Annotated in this window: 24 protein-coding genes; 11 read left to right on the top strand and 13 right to left on the bottom strand. The window is 65.6% G+C overall.

The window, feature by feature from the left end; translation table 11 throughout:
• Nucleotides 1-119 precede the first annotated feature (119 nt).
• Nucleotides 120-680: an ankyrin repeat domain-containing protein gene (locus tag U1839_RS07525; protein ID WP_332803041.1), complete on the top strand. Its 561-nt coding sequence runs from the start codon at nt 120-122 to the stop codon at nt 678-680.
• Here the strand turns inward: U1839_RS07525 and U1839_RS07530 are convergent.
• From U1839_RS07530 to U1839_RS07580, 11 genes are all read right to left on the bottom strand, one after another.
• Nucleotides 677-1,165: an MmcB family DNA repair protein gene (locus U1839_RS07530; protein WP_332803042.1), complete on the bottom strand. Its 489-nt coding sequence runs from the start codon at nt 1,163-1,165 to the stop codon at nt 677-679. The two genes, U1839_RS07525 and U1839_RS07530, sit on opposite strands and share 4 nt — an antisense overlap.
• A gap of 49 nt (nt 1,166-1,214) precedes the next feature.
• Entirely contained in the window at nt 1,215-1,772 is a 558-nt protein-coding gene (locus U1839_RS07535; protein ID WP_332803043.1) for a cell wall hydrolase, read from the bottom strand.
• A gap of 153 nt (nt 1,773-1,925) precedes the next feature.
• On the bottom strand, nt 1,926-2,267 hold the full coding sequence (locus tag U1839_RS07540; protein ID WP_332803044.1) for a DUF1491 family protein: 342 nt from the start codon (nt 2,265-2,267) through the stop codon (nt 1,926-1,928).
• Nucleotides 2,264-2,770: a PaaI family thioesterase gene (locus U1839_RS07545; protein ID WP_443030582.1), complete on the bottom strand. Its 507-nt coding sequence runs from the start codon at nt 2,768-2,770 to the stop codon at nt 2,264-2,266. The genes U1839_RS07540 and U1839_RS07545 overlap by 4 nt, the downstream gene beginning before the upstream one ends.
• Entirely contained in the window at nt 2,721-3,188 is a 468-nt protein-coding gene (locus U1839_RS07550; protein WP_332803046.1) for a PTS sugar transporter subunit IIA, read from the bottom strand. The genes U1839_RS07545 and U1839_RS07550 overlap by 50 nt, the downstream gene beginning before the upstream one ends.
• Before the next feature lie 82 nt (nt 3,189-3,270).
• Nucleotides 3,271-3,864 carry a ribosome hibernation-promoting factor, HPF/YfiA family gene (hpf, locus tag U1839_RS07555; RefSeq protein WP_332803047.1) on the bottom strand — a complete coding sequence of 198 codons (594 nt, stop codon included), beginning with the start codon at nt 3,862-3,864 and terminating at the stop codon, nt 3,271-3,273.
• A gap of 58 nt (nt 3,865-3,922) precedes the next feature.
• Nucleotides 3,923-4,612 (bottom strand): DNA polymerase III subunit epsilon, encoded by a 690-nt coding sequence (dnaQ, locus tag U1839_RS07560; RefSeq protein ID WP_332803048.1) that lies wholly within the window; start codon nt 4,610-4,612, stop codon nt 3,923-3,925.
• Nucleotides 4,613-4,619: 7 nt separating this feature from the next.
• A complete protein-coding gene (coaE, locus tag U1839_RS07565) occupies nt 4,620-5,225 on the bottom strand; it encodes a dephospho-CoA kinase (RefSeq protein ID WP_332803049.1) in 606 nt (201 codons plus the stop codon).
• On the bottom strand, nt 5,222-6,034 hold the full coding sequence (locus U1839_RS07570) for a shikimate dehydrogenase family protein (RefSeq protein ID WP_332803050.1): 813 nt from the start codon (nt 6,032-6,034) through the stop codon (nt 5,222-5,224). Before U1839_RS07570 ends, coaE begins: the two co-directional genes overlap by 4 nt.
• The gene (locus U1839_RS07575; RefSeq protein WP_332803051.1) at nt 6,031-6,627 is read right to left on the bottom strand and encodes a Maf family protein; all 597 of its coding nucleotides are present in this window, start codon (nt 6,625-6,627) and stop codon (nt 6,031-6,033) included. Before U1839_RS07575 ends, U1839_RS07570 begins: the two co-directional genes overlap by 4 nt.
• Entirely contained in the window at nt 6,624-7,436 is an 813-nt protein-coding gene (locus U1839_RS07580; protein WP_443030583.1) for a pyruvate, water dikinase regulatory protein, read from the bottom strand. The genes U1839_RS07575 and U1839_RS07580 overlap by 4 nt, the downstream gene beginning before the upstream one ends.
• A gap of 291 nt (nt 7,437-7,727) precedes the next feature.
• Here U1839_RS07580 and hemE point away from each other — a divergent pair, with 291 nt between their 5' ends.
• The 5 genes from hemE to U1839_RS07605 all read left to right on the top strand — a co-directional run bounded on the left by hemE (nt 7,728) and on the right by U1839_RS07605 (nt 11,556).
• A complete protein-coding gene (gene hemE, locus U1839_RS07585; protein ID WP_332803052.1) occupies nt 7,728-8,753 on the top strand; it encodes a uroporphyrinogen decarboxylase in 1,026 nt (341 codons plus the stop codon).
• Nucleotides 8,753-9,208, top strand: coding sequence for a CopD family protein (locus U1839_RS07590; protein ID WP_332803053.1), 456 nt, complete (start codon nt 8,753-8,755; stop codon nt 9,206-9,208). The genes hemE and U1839_RS07590 overlap by 1 nt, the downstream gene beginning before the upstream one ends.
• Nucleotides 9,209-9,361: 153 nt before the next feature.
• A complete protein-coding gene (gene rho / locus U1839_RS07595; RefSeq protein ID WP_332803054.1) occupies nt 9,362-10,618 on the top strand; it encodes a transcription termination factor Rho in 1,257 nt (418 codons plus the stop codon).
• A gap of 3 nt (nt 10,619-10,621) precedes the next feature.
• Nucleotides 10,622-10,924 (top strand): antibiotic biosynthesis monooxygenase family protein, encoded by a 303-nt coding sequence (locus U1839_RS07600; protein ID WP_332803055.1) that lies wholly within the window; start codon nt 10,622-10,624, stop codon nt 10,922-10,924.
• The gene (locus U1839_RS07605) at nt 10,912-11,556 is read left to right on the top strand and encodes a YjbE family putative metal transport protein (RefSeq protein WP_332803056.1); all 645 of its coding nucleotides are present in this window, start codon (nt 10,912-10,914) and stop codon (nt 11,554-11,556) included. The genes U1839_RS07600 and U1839_RS07605 overlap by 13 nt, the downstream gene beginning before the upstream one ends.
• 16 nt (nt 11,557-11,572) lie before the next feature.
• Here the strand turns inward: U1839_RS07605 and U1839_RS07610 are convergent, their stop codons facing one another.
• On the bottom strand, nt 11,573-12,274 hold the full coding sequence (locus tag U1839_RS07610; RefSeq protein WP_332803057.1) for a dienelactone hydrolase family protein: 702 nt from the start codon (nt 12,272-12,274) through the stop codon (nt 11,573-11,575).
• The gene (locus U1839_RS07615; RefSeq protein ID WP_443030584.1) at nt 12,271-12,753 is read right to left on the bottom strand and encodes a methylated-DNA--[protein]-cysteine S-methyltransferase; all 483 of its coding nucleotides are present in this window, start codon (nt 12,751-12,753) and stop codon (nt 12,271-12,273) included. Before U1839_RS07615 ends, U1839_RS07610 begins: the two co-directional genes overlap by 4 nt.
• 49 nt (nt 12,754-12,802) lie before the next feature.
• Between U1839_RS07615 and U1839_RS07620 the strand changes: the two genes are divergently transcribed.
• Genes U1839_RS07620 through U1839_RS07640 form a run of 5 tightly spaced genes read left to right on the top strand, consistent with a single transcriptional unit; the run spans nt 12,803 to nt 17,596 of the window.
• Entirely contained in the window at nt 12,803-13,027 is a 225-nt protein-coding gene (locus U1839_RS07620; protein WP_281127851.1) for a DUF6489 family protein, read from the top strand.
• A 2-nt stretch (nt 13,028-13,029) separates the two neighbouring features.
• Nucleotides 13,030-14,307 (top strand): tRNA uridine-5-carboxymethylaminomethyl(34) synthesis GTPase MnmE, encoded by a 1,278-nt coding sequence (gene mnmE, locus U1839_RS07625; RefSeq protein WP_332803059.1) that lies wholly within the window; start codon nt 13,030-13,032, stop codon nt 14,305-14,307.
• A gap of 57 nt (nt 14,308-14,364) precedes the next feature.
• On the top strand, nt 14,365-16,200 hold the full coding sequence (mnmG, locus tag U1839_RS07630; protein WP_332803060.1) for a tRNA uridine-5-carboxymethylaminomethyl(34) synthesis enzyme MnmG: 1,836 nt from the start codon (nt 14,365-14,367) through the stop codon (nt 16,198-16,200).
• Nucleotides 16,197-16,811, top strand: a complete 615-nt coding sequence (locus U1839_RS07635) for a 16S rRNA (guanine(527)-N(7))-methyltransferase RsmG (RefSeq protein WP_332803061.1) — start codon at nt 16,197-16,199, stop codon at nt 16,809-16,811. Before mnmG ends, U1839_RS07635 begins: the two co-directional genes overlap by 4 nt.
• Nucleotides 16,808-17,596: a ParA family protein gene (locus U1839_RS07640; RefSeq protein WP_281127847.1), complete on the top strand. Its 789-nt coding sequence runs from the start codon at nt 16,808-16,810 to the stop codon at nt 17,594-17,596. The genes U1839_RS07635 and U1839_RS07640 overlap by 4 nt, the downstream gene beginning before the upstream one ends.
• Nucleotides 17,597-17,675: the final 79 nt, after the last annotated feature.

The following is a 17,675-nucleotide window of genomic DNA, read 5'->3' on the forward strand; positions in this document are numbered from 1 at the left end:
CCATGATCTGATATCGCTTCGGGCGCAAGTTGACGCATGACGCAATACAGGGATCCGGTCGCGCGATGAATTCCCGAACCTTTCGACGTTATGGCGGCCTTATGGTCGCCACCATGATCATGGTTACCGCACCTGTCGCGGCGCAGCTCGGCCAGTCGGACAGCTATCAGTTCCTCCAGGCGATTCGCGAGTCGAAGGGCGACGAGGTCGAGAAGCTGCTCAACAAGCCCGGCACGGTGATCATCAACGCGCATGATCGCGCGAATGGTGAGACTGCGCTGCACATCGTCGTCAAGCGCGGTGACGAAACCTATGTGCGATATTTGCTGGCCCGCGGCGCCGATCCCAACGCCAAGGACGGCCAGGGTAACACGCCACTGGTCCTGGCATCGAATAGCGGCAACACCGGGTTGATCGACATGCTCGTCAAGGGTGGCGCCAACGTCAACCTCGGCAATGGCAGCGGCGAAACCCCCTTGATCCGCGCGGTGCAGCGTCGCGATCTGGCGATGGTGCGCGTGCTGCTCGCGGCCGGCGCCGACCCCGACCAGTCCGACCGCATCGCCGGCCTGTCGGCGCGCGATTACGCCCATCAGGATACGCGCACCCCGGCACTGGCCAAGGTGATCGACGAGACCCCGAAAAAGCCCAAGCGCGCCGTTTCCGGCCCGCATTTCTAAAGGATCGCGCCGGCCTCCGGGTCGGTCACGCCAATCAGCCGGCGACCGGCGCGGCGCGCAAAGGCGAGCGTCGCGCGCTTCCGCGTGGCGGCGGAAAGCGGCTCGCCAAGCGCATCGCGGATAATTGCCGCGTCATAGCGATCGGCGACGATAACCCCGGTGCGACCGGGTAGAAAGGATTCGCCGTCGAGCGGACGCGCGTCGAAGCCGGCCGGGACCGCCCAGTAGAAATGATCGCAACAGCCGAGATAATCAGTCCATTTGGCATCGCCGAGCAGATCGGCACGCGAGACCTTGATCTCGACGATGACGATCCGGCCGCGTGAATCGATCGCCATCAAATCGGCGCGGCGCCCGCCGTCCAGTGGCACCTCGGTCATCGCCACCAGATCGTGACGCAGCAACATGCGCGTGACGCCCCGCGCGACTTCGGCGGCGCACAAGGCTGATTCCGGATCGCGACAGGATTCGGGCGGCTGCAGCATCGCCGGACTTTAGAACATTAAGCGAACAGGTCAAACCCGCCCGGCATGTTCAGCGATAAAAGACCTGATTGCCGATCGCGGCGATCTGGATGCGGTGCCAGCCCGGCGAAACCCGGCGGGCATGAAAGAACAGCGCGTCGGCAGCGGGGCTTGCCCAGGCGCCGGCGATGGCCACGCGCGCCACGGCGATCGCGGTACGATAATAAGCGCAATCGGCGATGTCAGGCACGCGCCCACCGCGAACGAACGAGAACTGGCCGGGCTGCGTCACCACCGAGCAGATCGTCTTGGGGAAGCGTCCCGAGCGGGTGCGATTGAGAATGACGTTCGCAACGGCGAGCTGGCCGCTGAGCGGCTCGCCGCGCGATTCGAAATAGACCGCGCCGGCCATGCAGGTCGTTTCGTCGTCGAGATCCGCCTCGAGCCTGTGCGCCGCAACCGCATGGGCAAGGCTCGCATAGCTCGCGGTGGCAGGTTGATCATCGGGCACGGGCGCAACCTCGGCCTGCACCTCGGGCGTCGTCGTTACTTCAACCTGCGCCATGGCCGGCGCGGTGAACAGGCCGAGGACGAGGGCGGCAGTGGCGAGGCGCGACGAAAAGAACATCAAGGGCACAAAAAGGCGGTTGGCGCGCGACGACGATCAGCGATGTGATCCCCCCGAACAGCCCCCCGACTGCGTAACCGATCCGGATCGCACCCGGTGCGGCGCAACGCGCTTCAACAACGATCACCGTCTTTCGCGCGCGCCGGCCGTTGGTCAATCGGCGAGGATCGTTTCTGCGGCGAATCGTTCCGCGCCCGCGATGTCCAGCTCGATCACCCACAAATCGGGGTCGCGCTCGCGGCGGCGCCGCCAATAGGCCGTGATCTCGCCCGCGTCGGCGCCGGCGACCGGTCCCGCCGGCATCAGCGCGGTCTTGCCGTCGGACCCGATACCGCGTTCGAACAGACGCGGCGTCGCACCATGGTCGAGCGTGAGCACCAGAATTGCGCCGGCCTGGGCATCGCCGCGCGCCAGCATGGTGGCGATGCCACCGGCGTCGTTGACACGCCGCAACAGCGCCGAGACGAGGACACCGCTCGGCAGCCGTGAACTCACGCCGGCGGCCGGTAGCCGGGAAGCCCGGCAAGCGGAATGCGCGAGCGCATGAAGGTGCCGGTGCCGCGCGCCGCCTCCTCGCCCGACGCGTCGATCAGCCGCGCCTCGGCGACATAGACGCGGCGCTGGCCGCTGATCCATCGCCCCTCGGCGACCACTGGCCCTTCGCGCAAAGGCTTGGTCAGCAGCAGGTTGAACGCGGTGGTCAGCAGGAAACGGTCGGTGACGAGGCTGTTGGCGGCGTAAAAGGCGGCATCGTCGAGCATCTTGAAATAGCTCGTCCCGTGCGCCGCGCCCGCCGCGTGAAAAAAGCGCGGGTCGATCGTGAAGCGGATTCGCGCGATGCCGGCCTCGGGAATTTCGAGCGTGGAATCGAACAGCTGGTTGATCGGCGCCGCCGCGTAGAGCGACTCGAGCGCACGGAAATGCGCGCTTTCACCGCGATCGGCGATCTCAGGCGGCGTCACGCGCGTCGTCGGCGGTGAGAAGGGCAAAGAGCGCATCCTGCGAACCCGCGCCGCGCAGCTTGGCGACCATCGAGCGATCGCGCAGCAGCCGCGATACCCGCGCCAACGCCTTGAGATGTTCCGCGCCCGCCTCCGGCGGCGACAGCAGCATGAACACGATGTCGACCGGGACGTCATCGACCGCCTGAAAGTCGATCGGCTGCGGCAGACGCGCAAAGACCCCCGCCACGCGATCGAGCCCCGCCAGCTTGCCATGCGGGGTCGCGACGCCGCCGCCGAAGCCGGTCGAGCCGAGCTTCTCGCGGCTGGCGAGGCACTCCGTCACCGCCGCCGGCGAAAGACCATAGGCCGCGCCGGCGATCGTCCCGAGCTGTTGAAACAGCGCTTTCTTCGTCGCCACCGCGAGCCGCTCGATGACGGCCTGCGAAAGCAACAGATCACTAAAATCGATCATGATGGTCCTTGGCGGACGCGCCCCCGCCCGGCGCGCGCCCATAGCGGCAATTGCGGACCGGGGGAAGCTGCCGCGCCCTTGCTCAGCTGGCGCGCTGAGGCTCGACCCAGCCGATCGTCCCGTCACCGCGGCGGTAGACCATATTATAGGCACCCGAGCCGCTGTTGCGGAACATCAGTGCGTTGGTGTTGCGCAGATCGAGCATCATCACCGCGTCGGACACCGTTGCATCGGGCACGTCGACCCGGGTTTCGGCGATGATCGGGGGGAAATCCTCCGCCTCCTCCGCTTCGCTCTCGAGAAACACCGTATAGCCGGCATTGTCGTCGATCTGGGCGCCGTTCACCGCGCCGTCGCCATTGCCCGCACCGGCCGAGTGGCGATCCTTGAGGCGCCGCATATAGCGCCGCAACTGCTTCTCGATCTTGTCGGCGGCGCCATCGAAGGCGCCATGCGCTTCCATGCCGCTATTGTTCGCCTTGAGCACAAGGCCGTGCATGACATGGGAAATGATGTCGCAGGTAAAGCCGGCGTCGTGCGGTCCCTTGCCGAAGGTTACCGTGGCCGAGATGGCGCGCGCGAAATATTTGGTGGCGATGCCCTGAAGCCGCTCCTTGACATGGTTCTTGAGCGCATCGCCCGTTGCGACCTGGTGGCCCGAAACCCGAATATCCATGAGCAGTCTCCATCTTGAAAACGGTGCGGAGCCTGTTGACCCTCGTCCCGCAACGGCGTCACCCGGACGCCTCGGCCCCCCATAAGGGCTTGGTGATTCCACTTACGAACAACGCATGGCGTGCGAGTTCAGCCTCACTCGCTGCGAAGTGACGCGGCGGGCGGATCTGCGCGGGCACCACGGGAGTAAAATCGATCGCTTCCTCAATTGCTTCGCTGACCAGGCCGAGGCCGATCTGCCGCCCGCCGGTAAGCTCGACATAGACCTGGGCGAGCAGCTGCGCGTCGAGCAAGGCGCCGTGGAGCACGCGGTGGCTGCGATCGATCCCATAGCGGCTGCACAGCGCGTCGAGGCTGTGCTTGGCGCCGGGGTGCCGGGTACGCGCCAGCACGATGGTGTCGACCATCCGCGTCATGTCGATCTTGCCGCGCCCACAGCGCTGCAATTCGCCGTTGAGAAAGCCGAAGTCGAAACTGGCATTGTGCGCGACGAGCGGGGCGTCGCCGAGAAATTCCAGCAGCGCATCGGCCTGCGTACCGAACAGCGGCTTGTCGGCGAGAAAGGCGTCGCTCAGGCCGTGCACCCGTTGCGCCTCGGCGGGCATGGCACGTTCGGGATGAAAATAGGCGTGGAAGGTGCGTCCGGTCTCTACCCGGTTGACCAGTTCCAGACAGCCGATCTCGACCATCCGGTCGCCGCTTTCGAAGCTGAAGCCGGTAGTCTCGGTGTCGAACACGATCTCACGCATGAGTCGTTTATCGGCATTCACTCGGCGATAGGCAAGTGATCAGCGCATCGACCTGCGCGCGCGTCTCATCGAGCGGAATGTCGGTGGCAATGACGAAGTCGGCACGGGCGCGCTTTTCGGCGTCGGGCAACTGCCGCGCGAGGATCGCCGCCAGTTTGGTGTCGCTCATCCCGGGCCGCGCAAGCACGCGCGCGCGCTGCACGTCGGGCGCGGCCGATACGACGACGGTCTTGTCGACATGCCGCTCGCCGCCGGTTTCGAACAGCAGCGGGATGTCGAACACGATGAGCGGTGCGTCGGCATGATCGCGCAGGAAGGTCGCACGATCCTCGCCCACGGCGGGGTGCACCAGCGCTTCGAGCGCCCGTAGCGCCGCCGGGTTGCCGAGCACGGCCGCGGAAAGCTTCGCGCGATCGACGCCGTCCGGTCCGGTGGTGCCGGGATGCAGGCGCTCGATCGCGGCGACCAGCCGGCCCCCCGCGCCCTGCAGCCGGTGCACCGCGGCGTCGGCATCGAAAACGAGGACTCCGCGATCGGCGAACATCGCGGCGACGGTCGACTTGCCCATGCCGATCGATCCGGTGAGGCCGAGAATCAGCGGTTTTCCCGTCATCCGCCGAGCAGCGCGCGAAGCTCGTCGTCCCGGTCGCGCGGCGGCGGCGCGCCGAACAGAAGTTCGAACGCCAGCGCCGCCTGGCCGATCAACATCTCCAGCCCGTCTACCGTATCGAGGTCACGCGCCCGCGCCGCCGCCAGCAGCGGCGTCTCGAGCGGCGCATAGACGATGTCATAGACCAGCGCGTCTTCGGGCAAGGGCGACAGGTCGAGAGCGAGCGGCGGCTGTCCGGTCATGCCGAGCGCGCTGGTGTTGACCAGCAGCTTCGCCGCGGGCAGCGGCGCGCCGAGCGGCAGCGCACGACCCTTGAGGCCGAAGACACCGAGCAGGGCCGCCGCCTTCAGCACATTGCGGTTGAATATTGTCACGGGTCCGACGCCGATCCGCGACAGCGCGAACAGCACCGCGCGTGCGGCACCGCCGGCGCCGATCACCGCGACCGGGGCACCGGCCAGGTCGAGATCGGCAATCGGCGCATAGAAGCCGCCGGCATCGGTGTTGGTCCCGATCAGCGCGCCATCCTCGGCGACCAGCGCCAGATTGATCGCCCCGATCGTCGCGCGCACATCGCCGCGGTCCTCGACGAAATCGAGCACGGTCTGTTTGTGCGGAATCGTGATGTTGCAGCCACGCCATGCCGGGTCGGCGCGACGTGCGGCAAAATAGGCCCCGAGATCTTCGGCACGCACATGCGTGGCGCGATAGTCGCCATCGATTCCCAGAGCCCGGAGCCAGAATTGATGGATCAACGGCGATTTGCTGTGTGCGATCGGGTCGCCGATCACCTCGGCATAGCTCTGTGTCATGACGTCAGCACCCCGCGCACCCGCAGATAATCGAGCACCGGGAGCAACGGCATGCCCAGCACCGTGAACTGGCTGCCCTCGATCCGCCCAAAAAGCTGTGCGCCCAGCGCTTCGATCCGGAAACAGCCGGCACAGCCGGCGATCGCCGGCCACTCGGCATCGAGATAATGCTTGATGAATGCGTCGGAGAGCGGCCGTACGTGCAGCACTGCGCGATCGACATGACGCCACACCGATCGGCCCTGTTCCGCCATCACCGCCGCGCTGATGATCGCATGGCGTCCGCCCGACATGGCGCGAAGATGCGTTGCGGCCTCTTCACGGCTCGCCGGCTTGTCGAGGATCGTCCCGTCATCCAGCACCATCAAGGAGTCGCTTCCCAGCGCGAGCGCATCGGGCATGCGCTGCGAGACACGCAACGCCTTCAATTCGGCGAGCGCGTCGGCGAAATCGCGCGGCGCCACGCCGCTCGCGCGCAGGCCGACCTTGGCAGCATCCTCGTCGACACCGGCGGGCGTCGCGGTGAACGGGACGCCCGCGGCGGTGAGCATCGCGCGCCGCGACTCACTTTGCGATGCCAGTACCAGCTTCATGCCGTACCCTTGCGCTCGACGGCGAGCGCGATGATCGCCGCTGCAGTCTCCTCGATCGAGCGACGCGTGACGTCGATCACCGGCCAGTCATTGTCGGCGAACATGCGCCGCGCCATGGCCACCTCGCGCGTGACGGCTTCCTGATCGACATAGGCCGTCTCAGGTGCCTGATTGAGCGACAACAAACGGTTGCGCCGGACCTGGATCAGACGAACGGCGCTCGTCGTCAGCCCGACGACGAGCGGGTTCTTGAGGCTGAACAAAGTCTCCGGCGGCGGGCTTTCGACGACGATCGGGATATTGGCGGTCTTGTAACCGCGATTGGCGAGATAGATCGAGGTCGGCGTCTTCGAGGAGCGCGACACGCCCGCGAGCACGATGTCCGCCTCCTCCCAATCCTCGGCGCCGATGCCGTCGTCATGCGCGATGGTGAACTGGATCGCATCGACGCGCGCGAAATAGGCGGCATCGAGCATATGCTGTCGCCCCGGCCGCGCCTTGGCCTGCTGTCCGAGCAGACCCGACAAGGCGTCGTTGACCCCGTCGAGCGGTGCCACCGCCGGCAGTCCGAGCGCGCGACAGCGCTGCTCGAGCGTGGCGCGTGCCTGGCTGTTCACGAGGGTAAAGATCACCAGCCCGGGGTTCTGCGCGATCTCGCCGAGAATGCGTTCGAGATGCGCCTCGGTGCGCACCATTGGCCAGAAGTGACGGATCGTTTCGACGTCGTCATATTGCGCCAACGCCGCCTTGGCGATGTTCTCCAGTGTCTCACCGGTCGAATCCGAGAGGAGATGGAGGTGCAACCGCATCAGCAGGCCGGATCTGTGGACAACATCGGGATATCCGCTAGCGCAACTCCGGCGGGTCGCCAAGCGAGGCGATGCGGGGGAAAAGCCACGATCTATCCACACCCCCGCACACAGCGCCGCGAACGGTACACAGGCTGTGGATGACGGGGACGACTCGATGACTCACGCCACGGCACATGGTGCGCTCTGTTGGCAATTACGGGATGAACACGTAAACCCCGTAATCCACGGACCAACAGCACCAACAACCTTTTTATATTCTTCTTTGATTCAGTAGGAAGAGCGATCCGGATGACGAACGCGAAGCCGCTTCTCGCGGTACTCAAAGGGGAACGGCAGACGATCCCGCCGGTGTGGTTGATGCGGCAGGCGGGGCGGTATCTCCCCGAATATCGCGCCTTGCGGGCCGAAAAGGGCGGCTTCCTCGCGCTGGTCAATGACAGCGAGGCGGCGGCCGAAGTGACGCTGCAACCGATCCGCCGCTTCGGATTCGATGGCGCGATCCTGTTCTCCGACATCCTTATGGTCCCCAATGCGCTGGGACAGTCACTGAGCTTCGGTGTTGGCGAAGGCCCTGCGCTGGCCCCGCCGCTGGTCGATCATGCCCTGGCGAGCCTCCAGCCCGACCTGACACTGCTTGAGCCGGTCTATGCGACGGTGGCGCGGGTCGCTGCCGCCTTGCCACCGCAGACCACCTTTCTCGGTTTCGCCGGCAGCCCCTGGACGGTCGCGACCTATATGGTCGCAGGGCATGGCAGCAAGGATCAGGGCGAGACGCGCCGCTTCGCCTATGCCGATCCGCTGGCCTTTGAAGAGATCATCGCGGCGATCACGACCTGCACGATCGACTATCTTTCGCGCCAGATCCTCGCCGGTGTCGAGGCGGTGCAGCTGTTCGACAGCTGGTCGGGGAGCCTGTCGCCGGCGCAATTCGAGCGTTGGGTGATCGCGCCCAATGCGACGATCGTCGCCGCCATTCACGCGCGCCATCCCGGCGTGCCGGTGATCGGCTTTCCCAAGGGGGCGGGCGAGAAACTGCCCGCTTATGCGCGCGGGACCGGTGCCGATGCGATCGGACTGGACGAGACGATCGATCCGGAATGGGCGGCGGCAAATCTGCCGGCCGGCATCCCGGTGCAGGGTAATCTCGATCCGCTCGCGCTGATTGCCGGCGGCACAACGCTCGACCAGGCGATCGACCGCGTCATCGCGGCCTTTGCGGATCGTCCGCATATCTTCAACCTCGGCCATGGCATCCTGCAGGATACACCGATCGCCCATGTCGAGGCGTTGCTGGCACGGGTGAGGAAGGGGTGATGGGTTTTCTCGGCAACGCCTATCCCTGGGTCAAGGCAGGGCATGTCATCTTCGTGATCTTCTGGATGGCGGGGCTTTTCATGCTGCCGCGCTATCTGGTCTATCACCAGGAGGTCGTGCCGGGTTCGCCCGAGGCTGAAGCGTGGGTCGATCGCGAGGCGAAGATCCGTCGCATCATCCTGACCCCGGCGATGACGATGGTATGGTTGTTCGGCCTGTTGCTCGCGGTCAATCTCGGCCTGCTCACGGGCGAGGCTGGCCTTGGCTGGCTGCACGCCAAGCTTGCGCTCGTGCTCGTTCTCACCGGCTATCATGGCTGGGCGGTGGGTTATTCGAAGAAGCTTGCGGCGGGTAAGCCGCCCGCCTTGACGGGCAAGCAGCTGCGCATGCTCAACGAGATTCCCGCGATCCTCGTCACGCTGGTCATCATACTGGTCATCGTCCGCCCCTTCTGAAGCGCTTGACTAAGTTCGGGTGGCGACCTACCTCGCCGCTATAGCGCGATGCGCGGCCCCGTGCCCTGTTGCGTTACCTTCCTCCCGCATCGTCGCGAAATCACCGCCGACAGACGCAAAGCATCACCACCATCACACCCGGGAACGCCCGAAATGCATCTCAAAGACCTCAAGAAAAAGACTCCGGCCGAGCTGGTCAGCATGGCCGAGGAGTTGGGCGTCGAGGGTGCATCGACCCTGCGCAAGCAGGATCTGATGTTCGCGATTCTCAAGGTCCAGGCCGAGAATGGCGAGCAGATCATGGGTCTCGGCACGATCGAGGTCTTGCCCGATGGTTTCGGTTTCCTGCGCAGCCCCGAGGCGAATTATCTCGCCGGCCCCGACGACATCTACATTTCGCCCAACCAGGTGCGTAAATTCGGGCTGCGGACCGGCGACACGGTCGAAGGCGAGATTCGCGGGCCGAAGGACGGCGAACGCTATTTCGCGCTCGTGCGCCTCACCAGCGTCAATTTCGACGATCCCGATGCCGTGCGCCACCGCGTCAATTTCGACAATCTCACGCCGCTCTATCCCGAAGAGAAGCTGACGCTCGATCCGCAGGACCCGACGGTCAAGGACAAGTCGGCACGCGTCATCGACATCATCAGCCCGCAGGGCAAGGGCCAGCGCGCGCTGATCGTCGCGCCGCCGCGCGTCGGCAAGACCGTGCTGTTGCAGAACATCGCCCGCGCGATCACCGACAATCACCCAGAGGTTTTCCTGATCGTGCTGCTGATTGACGAGCGGCCTGAGGAAGTGACCGACATGCAGCGCTCGGTGAAGGGCGAGGTGATCTCCTCGACCTTCGACGAACCCGCGCAGCGCCACGTGCAGGTCGCCGAGATGGTGATCGAAAAGGCCAAGCGCCTCGTCGAGCACAAGAAGGACGTCGTGATCCTGCTCGATTCGATCACCCGCCTTGGTCGCGCCTACAACACGGTGGTGCCGAGCTCGGGCAAGGTGCTGACCGGTGGTGTCGACGCCAATGCGTTGCAGCGCCCGAAGCGTTTCTTTGGTGCGGCGCGCAATATCGAGGAAGGCGGCTCGCTCTCGATCATCGCCACCGCGCTGATCGATACCGGCAGCCGCATGGACGAAGTGATCTTCGAGGAATTCAAGGGCACCGGTAACTCGGAGATCGTCCTCGATCGCAAGGTTGCCGACAAGCGCATCTTCCCGGCGCTCGACGTCGGCAAATCGGGGACGCGCAAGGAGGAGCTGCTGGTCGACAAGGCCAAGCTGTCCAAGATGTGGGTGCTGCGCCGCATCCTCATGCAGATGGGCACCATCGATGCGATGGAATTCCTGCTCGACAAGATGAAGGATTCAAAGACCAACGAGGACTTCTTCGACTCGATGAACCAGTAGGCCATGGTGCTGGAGCTCGCCGAGCTGCCCGTCAGGGCAGGCGAGGGCGAGCGGTTCGAAGCGGCATTCGCCGAAGCGAGGGCGCTGATTGCCGCGGCGCCGGGTTTTCGTTCGATCGCGTTACGCCGACCAATCGCTCCAGACGGCCATTATCTGCTGCTTGTCGAATGGGATAGCGTCGCGCATCATCGTGATGGCTTCCGCCGATCGCCCGCCTATGCGCGGTGGTCGGCCTTGCTACATGGCTTTTACGATCCGATGCCGGTGATCGGCTATTTCGCGGAGGATATCGCGTGTTCGACCTGAGCGACGTCTTCACCGCCGCTGGCCTGGCGGCGCTGGGCCAGGTGATCCTGATCGACCTGATCTTTTCCGGCGACAATGCGCTGGTACTCGGCACGCTTTCCGCTGGCCTTCCCGCCGATCAACGCAAGAAGGTCCTCGCGCTCGGCGTGCTGATGGCGATGGTCTGCCTGATCGGCTTTGCGCTGATCGCCACGCAGCTGCTCCATGTCGTCGGTCTGCTGCTGGCGGGCGGCCTGTTGCTGCTATGGGTAGCGTGGAAGCTCTATCGCGAGATTGCCGGCAAGCGCCATGCGGCGGTCACCGACGACCCGACTACCCCGGAGATCGAGGGCAAGCCACGCAAGACTTTTGCCCAGGCGGCGTTCCAGGTCGCGGTCACTAATTTGTCGATGAGCCTCGACAATGTCCTGGCCGTCGCCGGCGCAGCGCGCGAGCATCCTGCGGTGCTGCTGTTCGGCTTGGCGCTTTCCGTGACTCTGATGGCGGTTGCGGCCAACTACATCGCCCAGATCATCGAGCGTTATCACTGGATCGCCTATATCGGCCTCGTCGTGATCCTCTACGTCGCCGGTTCGATGATTTATCATGGCTGGGTCGATCATGAGATCGGGGTCGGCCACCTCCTGGCCTGACCCCGACCAAGATCGTCTAACCGAGATTGGTCGCGAAAAACGTCGCCGTGCGCTGGTCGGCGGCAGTTGCGCCTGCCTCGTCGCGGCGCTGGCCGAACTCAGTAGCGAAGCCGTGGTCGAGCCCTGGATAATCGATCAGCGTCACCTTGGGATGGTCGTCCAACCCTTCGTGCATGCGCTGCTGCGCCGCCTTGTCGACAAAATGGTCCTCCTGCGGCACGTGCAGCAGCACGGGGTGGGCAATGGCATGCTTCTCGCCGAGCAACCCATCGATGCCGACACCATAATAGCCGACACTAGCATCGGCATCGGTGCGCGTGGCGCACATGAAGGCGAGCCGACCGCCCAGGCAATAACCGACCACGCCGACCTTGCCGCCATCGCCGAGCCTGTGCCGCGCCGCGCGGATCGTCGCCTCGATGTCGGACACGCCCGTGTCCTGATCGAACTGGCCCATCAGCGCGAGCGCGCGCTGGAACTGGTCGGGAATGTCGGGATCGAGCTCGACGCCCGGCTCGATCCGCCAGAACAGGTCAGGGGCGAAGGCGAGGTAACCGGCTTCGGCCCATAAGTCGCAGCGCCACCGCATGCCGGCATTCACGCCGAAGATCTCCTGGATGACGATGATGGCGGCGCGCGGCGTACCGGTTGGCTCGGCGAGATAGGCATCGAAGCTCCCGACGTGATCGAGCGTGTCGATGCTGATGGTCGCGGTCATGGCGCACTCCTTGAGCGGTGGCGCTGCTCGTGATCGAGCAGCCATTGTTTGGTGGTAGGGCCGTCGCCGCCGGAATAGGCGCCGAGTGAGCCATCGGCGTTGAGTACGCGGTGGCAAGGTACGAGGATCGGAAACGGGTTGCGCGCGCAGGCCTGGCCCATTGCCCGTGCGCTGGATCCGAGTTGCCGCGACAGCGCGCCGTAGCTCAGCGTCTCACCATAGCCGATGCCGATCATGCCGTCGCGCAGTGCCTGCCCGCGTGGCGTCGCGGCGGGCGCCAGCGGCAGGTCGAAATCCTCGCGCTTCCCAGCGAACCATTGTCGCAACTGCTCGATTGCCTCGTGCAGCAGCGGGGTACCGGGCGCGATGTGTACGGTGTTTTCCGGTTCGATCCTGATCGACGCAATGTGGTCGCCATCGGCGATAACACGCACGCCACCAATGGGCGTTGCGATCAGGGCCTCGTCTCGCGCATACATGCCCACAGTCTAGCAGCGGCGCAGGCCCGCTCAAGCGGAGACACGCGCGATGAAGATCAATGTCGAAGTGGATTGCACCCCGGAAGAGGCGCGCCGTTTCATGGGGTTACCCGACCTCACCCCGGTGCATGAGAAATATATCGCCTCGATTACGGGTGCGATGGACGGTGTCGCGCCGCCCGAACTGGTCGAGAATATGATGAAGAGCTGGGCGCCGATGAGCGAGGCAGGCTTCGGCATGTGGCGCAAGATGTTCGAATCATCCGGAAAATAGGCTTGGACACGATCTTCGCGGTGTCGAGCGGGGCGGCACCCGCGGCGATCGCCGTTATGCGCATCAGCGGCAGCGCGGCGTTTGCCGCCGGTGAAGCCCTTGCGGGACCGATGCCCGCGCCACGCAACGCCGCGCTGCGCACGCTGCGCGATGCGCGGGGCGATGTCCTCGATCGCGCGCTGGTGCTTGCCTTTCCCGGTCCGAACAGCGCGACCGGCGAGGACATCGTCGAACTGCATCTCCATGGCGGTCGCGCAGTGGTTCGCGCGGTTGAGGCCGCGCTTGGCGCAGTGCCGGGATTGCGCCCGGCGGAACCCGGTGAATTTACCCGGCGCGCGCTGCTGGCAGGCCGGATCGACCTGACCGAGGCGGAAGGGTTGGGCGACTTGTTGTCCGCCGAAACGGAAACGCAACGCCGCGCCGCGCTTACCCTGGTGGAAGGGGGCCTGCGGCAGATCGCCGAGACCTGGACCGATGGTGTCGTACAACTGGCCGCGTCGGTCGAGGCGGCGATCGATTTCTCCGACGAAGATGATGTGCCGATTGCGCAGGTGACGGCGGTCGCCGATCGCGCCGCCGAGCTTGCTTCCGAAATGGCGACGATGCTGACAGCGCCGCCGATCGAACGACTGCGCGATGGTTTGCACGTGGTGATCGCCGGCCCGCCGAATTGCGGCAAGTCGACCTTGCTCAACGCGCTGACCGAGCGCGAGGCGGCGATCGTCTCGCCGATCTCGGGCACCACGCGCGACCGCATCGAAGTGCCCGTCGCGCGCGATGGCATTGCCTATGTGGTGACCGACACCGCAGGTCTCGCGCCGGCGACCGATGATCCGATCGAACAGATCGGCATAGAGCGCGCCGGGGAGGCGATCCGCGGCGCCGACATCCTGTTGTGGATGGGTGATGAGACGCCGCCAATGGGCGCGATCTGGCTCCACGGTCGCGCCGACCTTGCTGACCGGACCATCATGCCGACCGGACGCGATCTCGCCGTGTCGGCGGCAAGCGGCGCCGGGATGGCAGCGTTATGGACCATGATCGCGCAGCGAGCGGCGACGTTACTGCCACCGGCGGACAGCGTGGCGTTGAACCAGCGCCAGCGTGGCCTGATCGCCGAGGCGCAGCAGTGGCTCGATCAAATCGCGGGAGCTTCCGACATCCTGCTGCTCGCCGAGCATCTTCGGCTGGCAATGCGCGCCTTGCACCGCCTCACCGGACGCAGCGATGTCGAGGCGATGCTCGACACCTTGTTCGCGCGCTTCTGCATCGGCAAATGAAGCGTTCCACGTGGAACAGTTTTGACAGCGGGCACCGTCGCGCATAGCGGCAGGCCCATGAACTACGACGTCATCGTGGTCGGTGGTGGGCACGCCGGAACCGAAGCGGCCGCTGCAGCGGCGCGGGTCGGCGCGCGCGTCGCGCTGGTCAGCTTCGATCCGGCGAAGATCGGCGCCATGTCGTGCAACCCCGCGATCGGTGGAGTCGGCAAGGGTCACCTCGTTCGCGAAGTTGACGCGTTCGGCGGCCTGATCGCGCGCGCGACCGACGCCGCCGGCATCCATTACCGCATGCTCAACCGCAGCAAGGGCACGGCAGTGCAGGGGCCACGCGTCCAAGCCGACCGCAAGCGCTATGCGCTGGCGATCCAGACGATGCTGTCGGAACAGCCCGGCCTCGATATCGTTGCGGGGGAAGTCGCCGCACTCAGCATCGTCGATCGCAGGGTCGCCGGTGTCGTACTGGCAGATGGACGCACGATCGATGCGCGCGCCGTCGTACTGGCGACGGGGACCTTCCTCGGCGGCCGCATGTTTCGCGGCGAGGAGCGCGAGCTCGGCGGCCGTATCGGCGAGCGCGCCGCGACCGCCCTCGCACGGCAACTTTACGAAGCCGCACTGCCGATGGCACGGCTCAAGACCGGCACGCCGCCACGCCTCGATGGCCGCACGATCGACTGGGCGCGGCTCGACGAACAGCCCAGCGACCGCGACGCATGGACCATGTCGCCGCTCAGCCCAGGCCGCGTGTTGCCGCAGCTGTTCTGCGCCATCACCCGCACGACCGAGGCAACGCATGCCATCATCCGTGCCTCGCTCGATCGCTCGCCGCTGTTCGGCGGCGACATCAAGGGGCAGGGGCCACGTTATTGCCCATCGATCGAGGACAAGATTCACCGCTTCGGCGACCGCGACGGCCACCAGATCTTCCTCGAGCCCGAAGGCCTCGACGACGCGCTGATCTATCCCAATGGCATCTCGACCTCGCTGCCGAGCGATGTCCAGGCGGCAATGATCCGCTCGATTCCGGGGCTCGAAGCGACCGAGATCGCCATTCCCGGCTATGCCGTCGAATATGATCATATCGATCCGCGCGCGCTCGACCCGACGCTCGAGGTGCGCGCGATGCGAGGGCTCTATTGCTGCGGCCAGATCAACGGCACCACGGGCTATGAGGAAGCGGCGGGGCAGGGGTTGCTCGCCGGCCTCAATGCCGCTGCCGCCGCGCTGCAACTGCCGCCGGTCATCCTCGACCGCGCGAGCAGCTATCTCGGCGTGATGATCGACGATCTCGTGTTGCAGGGTATCACCGAGCCCTATCGCATGCTCACCGCGCGCGCTGAATATCGCCTCCGGCTTCGTGCCGACAATGCCGAGACGCGCCTCAGTCCGTTGGCGGCCAAAGCGGGTTGCCTCGACAAGGCGCGCCTCGATCGGCTGGCATCGCGCACGGCGCAGCGCGATCACCTCACGGCACTGCTGGATCGGCCGGTCCTTGGACGCGACCTCGCGGAGCGCGGCGCGATCGGTGTTGGTCTGAGCGAGCGCCGGAGCGGCGCGGAATGGTTGCGGATAGCCGGGGTCACCGCCCAACTTCTTGGTGAGTTTGCCGCCGAGGAGGATAGCGCGTTGCTCGCCGAGGTGGTCGAGGACGCACGCTACGCGCCCTACCTGGAACGTCAGGATGCCGAGATCACCGGCCTACGGATCAATGACGCCTTCGCACTGCCCGCGACGCTCGACTTCTCGGCGATTCCGGGTCTGTCGAGCGAGATGGTCGAGCGCCTGCGCGCCGCCGCGCCATCGACACTCGGGGCGGCATCACGAATTCGCGGCCTCACCCCCGCGGCGCTGACCGCCATTCTGTTCCACGTGAAACGGCGCGCGGCATGACCGAGGACGAGGCCAAGGCGTGGATCGCCGAACGATTCGGTGAGGGGGGCGTCACCGCGATGACACTTTTGGCATCCCTCGTGCGCGAAGAGGCGGTAGTCCAGAACCTGATCGCGCCGTCGACGCTCGACGGACTCTGGTCGCGACATATCGTCGATTCAGCGCAGTTGCTTGCGCTGGGCGCGGCTTACCCGGGGCTGTGGCTCGACATTGGCACGGGCGCAGGTTTCCCCGGACTCGTCGTTGCCGCGCTGACCGACCGGCCGGTCCTTCTCGTCGAGCCGCGCAAGCGCCGCGCCGACTTCTTGAGCCACTGCTGCTCCACCCTCGGCGTAGCAGAGCGGACGCAGGTCGTTAAGGCGAAGATCGAGCGGGTCGAGGCACAGGCGGCGGTCATTTCGGCGCGGGCTGTGGCAGCGCTGACAGACCTTCTCGCCGCCGCAGCGCATTGTTCCACGTGGAACACGCTGTGGCTGCTGCCAAAGGGCCGCAGCGCGCGTGAAGAGATAGCCAGCGCGCAACAGTCATGGCATGGTGCGTTTCACGTGGAACGCAGCGTCACCGATCCGGAATCGCTGATCGTCATCGCCAAAGAGGTAACGCGTCGATGAATGTCATCGCGGTAGCGAATCAGAAGGGCGGCGTCGGCAAGACGACGACGGCGATCAATCTCGGTACGGCGCTTGCCGCGACCGGGCAGCGGACGTTGTTGATCGACCTCGATCCGCAAGGCAATGCCTCGACCGGGCTGGGCATCTCGCGCGCCCAGCGCACCAAATCGAGCTATGACGTGCTGGTCGGCGATGTACCGATTGCCGAAGCGGTCCTGCCGACCTGCGTCCCCAAGCTTTCGATCGTGCCGGCGACGGTCGATCTGTCGGGCGCTGAGATCGAGCTGGTCGCCTTCGAAGAACGAACCCATCGGCTCCAGAAGGCGCTCGCCCAGATCGAGGACGCGTGGGATATCGTGCTGATCGATTGCCCGCCATCGCTCGGCCTGTTGACGCTCAACGCGATGGTCGCCTCCAACTCGCTGCTCGTTCCGCTGCAGTGCGAGTTCTTCGCGCTCGAGGGGCTTAGCCAGTTGCTCAGTACCGTCGAGCTGATCCGCGAACGCTTCAACCCAGGTCTCTCCATCCTCGGCGTCGCGCTGACGATGCATGATCGTCGCAATCGCCTGACCGAGCAGGTTTCTGCCGATGTGCGCGCCGTGCTCGGCCGCGTGGTGTTCGATACCGTCATCCCCCGCAATGTCCGCCTGTCGGAAGCACCGAGTCACGGCGTGCCAGCCCTGATCTACGATTATCGCTGCTCCGGTTCCGAAGCCTATATCGCGCTCGCCCGCGAGCTGATCGGCCGGCTGGCACGGCCCAAGGAACCTGCGAAGGCCGCATGACCGAACCGACGACGCCCGACACCACGCCGCTGCCCCGACCCAAGCCTCGCTCCGGCCTTGGCCGTGGCCTCACCGCGCT

Source organism: Parasphingomonas halimpatiens, from assembly GCF_036663795.1.
Classification (GTDB): Bacteria; Pseudomonadota; Alphaproteobacteria; order Sphingomonadales; family Sphingomonadaceae; genus Sphingomonas.